The organism is Myxococcus vastator (assembly GCF_010894475.1).
In the GTDB taxonomy this organism is placed as follows: Bacteria; Myxococcota; Myxococcia; order Myxococcales; family Myxococcaceae; genus Myxococcus; species Myxococcus vastator.
This window is the reverse complement of sequence record NZ_JAAIYB010000479.1, coordinates 1-6172: the sequence shown is the minus strand read 5'-3', so window position 1 is coordinate 6172 and position 6172 is coordinate 1. Positions and strand designations below refer to the sequence as shown.

Annotated in this window: 4 protein-coding genes; 3 read left to right on the top strand and 1 reads right to left on the bottom strand. The window is 72.1% G+C overall.

All coding sequences use genetic code 11. The features are described from left to right. A partial coding sequence (locus G4D87_RS31810) for a sigma-54-dependent transcriptional regulator (protein WP_240358771.1) occupies nt 1-1420 on the top strand: 1420 nt, incomplete at its 5' end. Next, nucleotides 1417-2760 carry a sensor histidine kinase gene (locus G4D87_RS31805; protein WP_163786450.1) on the top strand — a complete coding sequence of 448 codons (1344 nt, stop codon included), beginning with the start codon at nt 1417-1419 and terminating at the stop codon, nt 2758-2760. The genes G4D87_RS31810 and G4D87_RS31805, both read left to right, overlap by 4 nt. Nucleotides 2761-2763: 3 nt before the next feature. Here the strand turns inward: G4D87_RS31805 and G4D87_RS31800 are convergent, their stop codons facing one another. Next, nucleotides 2764-3291: a hypothetical protein gene (locus G4D87_RS31800; protein WP_163786449.1), complete on the bottom strand. Its 528-nt coding sequence runs from the start codon at nt 3289-3291 to the stop codon at nt 2764-2766. A 219-nt stretch (nt 3292-3510) separates the two neighbouring features. Between G4D87_RS31800 and G4D87_RS31795 the strand changes: the two genes are divergently transcribed. Beyond that, complete coding sequence (locus tag G4D87_RS31795; RefSeq protein ID WP_163786448.1) at nt 3511-6090, top strand: glycoside hydrolase family 15 protein; 2580 nt, start codon at nt 3511-3513, stop codon at nt 6088-6090. Nucleotides 6091-6172 lie beyond the last annotated feature (82 nt).

Sequence of the window (6172 nt, the reverse complement as noted above, 5' to 3'; positions counted from 1 at the left end):
GTCTGAATCCGCCCCCTCCGGCCCGAATGCCCCCAGTGCCGCCGCGCGGCCTCCGTGTGTCCTGGTCGCCGACGACCAGGCGGACGTCCTGGAAGCCCTCCGCCTGCTCCTCAAGCGTGACGGGCTCACCGTCGTCACCTCGCAGTCGCCCGCTGGCGCGCTCGCCACGCTGGAGGCCGAGGACGTGGACCTGGTCCTGATGGACCTGAACTATGCGCGCGACACCACCTCCGGGCAGGAGGGCATCGACCTGCTGGGCCGCATCCGCGCTCAGGACGCGTCCCTGCCGGTGGTGGTGATGACGGCGTGGGGCAGCGTGGAGGGCGCGGTGGAGGCCATGCGCGCCGGTGCTCGCGACTATGTGCAGAAGCCCTGGGACAACACGCGCCTGCTGGCCACGCTGCGCACCCAACTGGAGCTGCGCCGGGCGCTGAAGCGCAGCCGCCGGCTGGAGGAGGAGAACCAGCACCTGCGCCGGGGGCACAGCCATCAGCTCGCCCTGGTGTCCGAGTCCCGGTCCATGCAGCCGGTGCGGCGGCTCATCGACCGGGTGGCGCCGTCCGGCGCCAACGTGCTGGTGACGGGCGAGCACGGCACGGGCAAGGAGGTGGTGGCGCGGCTGCTTCACGCGGCCTCCACGCGCTCGGAGCGGGCCTTCGTCGCCGTCAACTCCGGTGGCCTGTCCGAGGGCGTCTTCGAGAGCGAGCTGTTCGGCCACGTGAAGGGCGCCTTCACGGACGCGAAGACGGACCGCATCGGCTGCTTCGAGCTGGCGGATGGTGGCACGCTCTTCCTGGACGAGATTGGCAACATGCCGCTGTCGCAGCAGGCCAAGCTGCTGCGCGTGCTCCAGACGGGCGAGCTGCACCCGGTGGGCTCGTCGAAGACGCGGCGGGTGGACGTGCGCGTGGTGAGCGCCACCAACGTGGACCTGTCGCGAGCGGTGACGGAGGGGCGCTTCCGGGAAGACTTGCTGTACCGCCTCAACACGGTGGAGGTGCAGCTGCCGCCCCTGCGTGAGCGGCGCGAGGACATCCCGCTGCTCGCCGCGCACTTCCTGGCGGAACAGGGCCGGCGCTACGGCAGACCCGGCGTCCGGCTGTCCCCGGAGGCGCTGGAGGCCCTGCTGTCCTATGCGTGGCCGGGCAACGTGCGCGAGCTGGAGCACGCGGTGGAGCGCGCGATGCTGATGGCGTCGGGCGACGAGGTGACGCAGGAGGACCTGCTGCTCAAGCGGGCCGGCCGCGAGGGCCTGGCGCGCCTGGAGGAGATGACGCTGGAGGAGGTGGAGCGCTACCTCATCGAGCGGGCGCTGGCGCGGCACGAAGGCAACGTGAGCGAGGCGGCGAAGGGGCTGGGGCTGTCGCGCAGCGCGCTGTACCGGCGGCTCCAGTACTACGGCATCAAGGGCGCTCGGTGAGCGAGGAGCGCCGGCGACCGCCCCATGACCTGCAGGTGCTCGGGCTCGCGTGGCTCGCGGGCCTGCCGGGCTCGGTGGCCGCGCTCGTGCTGGTGTGGCTGGGGGACTTCTCCACCAAGGTGCAGTGGACGCTGACGTCCCTGGTGGCGGGCACCTTCCTGGGCGTGGGCCTGCTGGTGCGCGAACGGGTGATGCGGCCGCTGCACGCGGTGGCCAACCTGCTGGCCGCGCTGCGTGAAGGGGACTACTCCGTGCGCGGCCGGGGTGCGCGGGCGGGGGACGCGCTGGGCGAGGTGCTGCTGGAGGTGAACGCGCTGGGGGCCACCCTGCGCGAGCAGCGGCTGGGCGTGCTGGAGGCGGGCGCGCTCCTGGAGCAGGTGATGGAGGAGATTGACGTCGGCGTGCTGGCCTTCGACGGGGCGGGCACGCTGCGGCTGGTGAACCGCGCGGGCGAGCGGCTGCTGGGCGCGTCCCGCTCGCAGTTGGTGGGCAAGAGCGCCGGAGCCCTGGGCCTGACGGACCTGCTGGCGGGCGACGTGCCTCGCAGGCTGACGCGCTCCTTCACGGAGGAGGGGGGCCCCTACGAGCTGCGGCGAGGCTCCTTCCGGCAGGGCGGCCTGCCACACCAGTTGGTGGTGCTGGCGGACCTGCGGCTGGCGTTGCGTGAGCAGGAGCGCGAGGCCTGGCAACGGCTGGTGCGGGTGCTGAGCCACGAAATCAACAACTCGCTGGCGCCCATCGGCTCCATCGCGGAGGCGCTGCGCGACACGTTGCTCATGGCGCCGCGTCCGTCCGACTGGGAGGAGGACGCGAAGAGCGGGCTGGGCATCGTCGCCCGTCGCTCCCAGTCCCTGGCGCGCTTCATGTCCGCCTACGCCAGCCTCGCGCGGCTGCCGCCTCCGACGCTGGGGGCCGTGGAGGTGGACGCGTGGGTGCGCCGGGCGGTCGCGCTGGAGAAGCGCCGGAAGGTGGGCGTGCGCGCGGGCCCCGGCCTGGTGCTGCGGGGCGACGTGGACCAGCTGGAGCAGCTGCTCATCAACCTGGTGCGCAACGCGGTGGACGCGGTGTTGTCCGTGCCGGAGGGCGCGGGGGACGTCTGGGTGTCCTGGGCCGTGCTGTCGCCGGGCGCGGTGGAGGTCTGGGTGGAGGACGAGGGCCCCGGCATGACGGACACCGGCAACCTCTTCGTGCCCTTCTTCACCACCAAGCCCCAGGGCAGCGGCATCGGCCTGGCGCTCAGCCGGCAGATTGCCGAAGCCCACGGGGGCAGCCTGCGCCTGGAGAACCGCCCCGAGGGCAAGGGCTGCCGCGCGCGCTTGAGGCTGCCTCAGGGCGCGTGAGCCTCAGGCCACCTGCGCGCGCGCCGTCGCGGGAGGCGCGTCGTACTCGGGCGTGAGGTCCACCACGTCGATGGTGAGCAGGTGGTAGACGATGCAGTTGCTCACCCAGAAGAACAGCGCGCTGTAGTGGACGTAGACGAGCGGTGAGCTGGGCCACACCTGGAGCGGGTGGTTGAAGACGTTGGCCGCGATGTAGCCGCCCACCCACTCACCCACCCAGCACACCGCGGCGCCAATGGCCAACCGCGGCCAGACCTTCACGCGGCGCGGGTAGAACCAGAAGAAGTGCAGGCTCCACAAGAGCGCCACGCAGCCGGCCCACAGGATGAGGCTCCCGAAGGAGAACCAGTGGTACGGCGACTTGGGGAACACCCAGCCCCAGTCCCCATTCATCCACCGCCAGGCCACGTTCTGCGCCAGCTCCATGAACCAGAAGAGCGGGGCGACGTAGAGCACCTGTGTCAGCAGGACGCGCAGGAAGGTGCCGGAGTTCTGCCAGGTCAGCCTCGCGGGCCGGGCGAGCGAAGTCATGAGGTCCCCTGCGGCGGTGGTGGGTCGTCCGATGCCGCGTCACCAGTCAGTACGTGATGAGTCCCATTTCTTGGGAGCTGAGTGGCGACAGGTGGTTGCGCGGAGGCGCCAGAGTCCCGGCGGGAGCCGTCGCTGAAACAGCCATTTCCAGGAAGGTCAGCAAGAGAGGTGGTTTCACACCCGTTGGCCTGGGACGGGAAGGGCCCCAGAATCCGCCGGATGATTCCCACCCCCCGCCTGTATCACCGACCCGGCCAGCCGCCCGTGCTGCTCCTGGCGCTGCTGTGCACCGTGGGCGCCGGCGCCCGCGCGGAGGTCCCCATCCAGCGCTCCTTCCTGCGCCTGCCTTCGTCCAACGGGCATGGCGCGGTGATGCTGGACGTGGAGCAGCGCAAGGTGACGCACTTTCGCGAGCACCTGTTCGCCACCGAGGAGCCCGTCATCGACGCGGCGGGCCAGGACGTCTTCGAGAATGGCCATCCGAAGGTGATTCACTCCCGCGACCTGCTCTTCGACGCGTTCTTCGGGCTGCGCTCCGGGGGCACGCAGCGCTGGCTCAGCACGCAGGAGGCGGACCGGGACGCCAGCGGCTACGCGGCGTGGGCGCCGGAGAAGACGGGCGGCACGGGGCTGGGCGCGCTGGTGCAGCGGGTGGGGACGCTGGAGGCGACGACGTTCGTCTTCGCGCCGCAGGGCCTGCCGCACGCGTCCTTCGTCATGGCGCTGCGCGTGCGCAACACCGGCGCGGCGGCCGTCACCGGGGTGAGCGCCTTCTCGCTCCACAACTTCCACCTGGGCTTCGGCCGACCGGGGGTGATGGCGGACCTGGATGAGAATGGCGAGACGGTGGAGCTGAGCGGCGACGACTTCGTGGAGAAGGGCTTCGCGGGCGTGCTGGTGGCGCGGCCGTTGGGCGCGGTGGCGCGGAAGGCGGCGTGGCTGTCGGCGACGACGGGCGCGCAGAACGCCTACACGGTGGTGAATGGTGGCGGCGGGCAGGACCTGCGGGACTTCACGGCGCAGCCCTCGGCGGGCACGGGCTGGGCGACGGCGTACCAGTTCAACCTGGGGGACATCCCGGCGGGCGCGGAGCGGTGGGTGGGCGTGGCCTTCGCGCACCACGGTGACCCCGCGGCCGGGACCACCGCGCGGCAGTGGCTGACGGAGTACGCGGGCGCGTCCGGCGCCCAGGCGCTGGTGGACGCGGAGGTGGCGCGGTGGGCGGCGTTCCAGACGGACACGGTGAAGGTGCCGGCGGGCGTGTCGGCGGACGAGGAGTCGCTGCTGCGGCACTCGGCGGTGGTGCTGCACATGGCGCAGGTGCGCTCGCGCGACGTGTACCTGCGCGAATCGCTGTCCCGGGATGGCGAGCCGCGCCGCACGCGCTTCAAGGCGCCCGACGGGACGACGGCGACGCTGCCGGGCACGGTCCGCCACGCGGGCCATGGCGCGGTGCTGGCGAGCCTGCCTCCCGGGCAGTGGACGTATGCGTGGATTCGGGACGGGGCCTACGCGGCGGCGGCCATGGCCACGCTGGGGATGCAGGCGGATGCCCGCGACGCGCTGGCTTACTACCTCAACGCGGACAGTGGCCGCTTCCAGCACTGGCGTGAGCTGGAGCCGTATTCGATGCCCCCGTACATCATCACCCTCACGCGCTACCACGGCTTCGGCGTGGAGGAGACGGACTTCAACGAGGCGGGGCCGAACCTCGAGTTCGACGGCTTCGGGCTCTTCCTCTGGGCGCTGCGGCACTACGAGCGGACGACGGGCGACACCACGCTGGTGGACCAGACCTGGCCCACGGTGTCCACGAAGGTGGGGGACGCGCTGGTGGCGCTCATCGACCCGGTGACGGGGCTCATCCGTCCGGACTCGTCCATCTGGGAGACGCACTGGAACGGGCGGCAGCGCTCCTGGACGTACACCAGCCTCACGGCGGCGCGCGGCCTGTGTGACGCGGCGGAGCTGGCGCGGCGGGTGGGGGACACGGAGCGCGCGCAGCGCTACCGGCAGGCGGGAGAGTCCTTGCGCCGGGCGATGGCGGAGCAACTGACGGACAGCACCTTCGCGCTGGCGTCGAACCTGGAGGAGCTGAAGACGGGCCGGGGCTACTGGGACGCGGCGGTGTTCGACGCGTTCGCCTTCGAGCTCTTCGACCCGGCGGGGAAGATTGCCCAGGCCACGTACCGTGGATTGGACCTGCGCCTGTCCTCACCGGCGGGGGCGGGCTGGCAGCGCAACGATGACCGGTATGACCACCCGGGTGGCTCGGACATGAGCCCCTGGGGCGGCGAGTACGACAGCGCGGAGTGGGTCATCGTCAGCCTGCGCGGCGCGGTGGCCAGGCGCATGGGCGGCGATGCGGCGCGTGCCGACCGCGTGCTGAAGTGGGTGACGGACCAGTCGCTGAAGAACTACCTGGCCGTGGCGGAGACGTATGACGAGCTGAACGGCACGTACAAGTACAACACGCCCATGGCGGGCTTCGGCGCGGGCGCCTATGCGCTGGCGCTGGACCACCGCGCGGCCGGAGTGAACGACCCGGCGTGTGGCGCGTACTTCGACGAGAGCACGCTGACGAAGCAGCCGGACGCGGGCACGGGCACGCCGGACGCGGGCACGCAGCAGCCGGACGCGGGGCCGCAGACGCCCGACGCGGGCACGCCGCCGGATGACAGTGGAGGCGTGGGGGGTGGCGGTGGCGGCTGCAACGCGGCGGGACCGGGCGCGGTGGCGCTGTGGGTGGTGCTGGCCTTCGCGGGCCTGGCCGTGGCGCTGCGTCGTCGCGGAGCCTGAGCGGGGAGCGGTTCTCCGGGCGCGTTACAGCGCACTGGCGAACTTCGCGGCGATGGGCGCGGCGACCCGCCCTCCCACGCCG

Bases quoted from the DNA above. Each gene is read 5' to 3' on its own strand.
- G4D87_RS31800 (WP_163786449.1), bottom strand. From the start codon at position 3,291: ATGACTTCGCTCGCCCGGCCCGCGAGGCTGACCTGGCAGAACTCCGGC.
- G4D87_RS31795 (WP_163786448.1), top strand. From the start codon at position 3,511: ATGATTCCCACCCCCCGCCTGTATCACCGACCCGGCCAGCCGCCCGTG.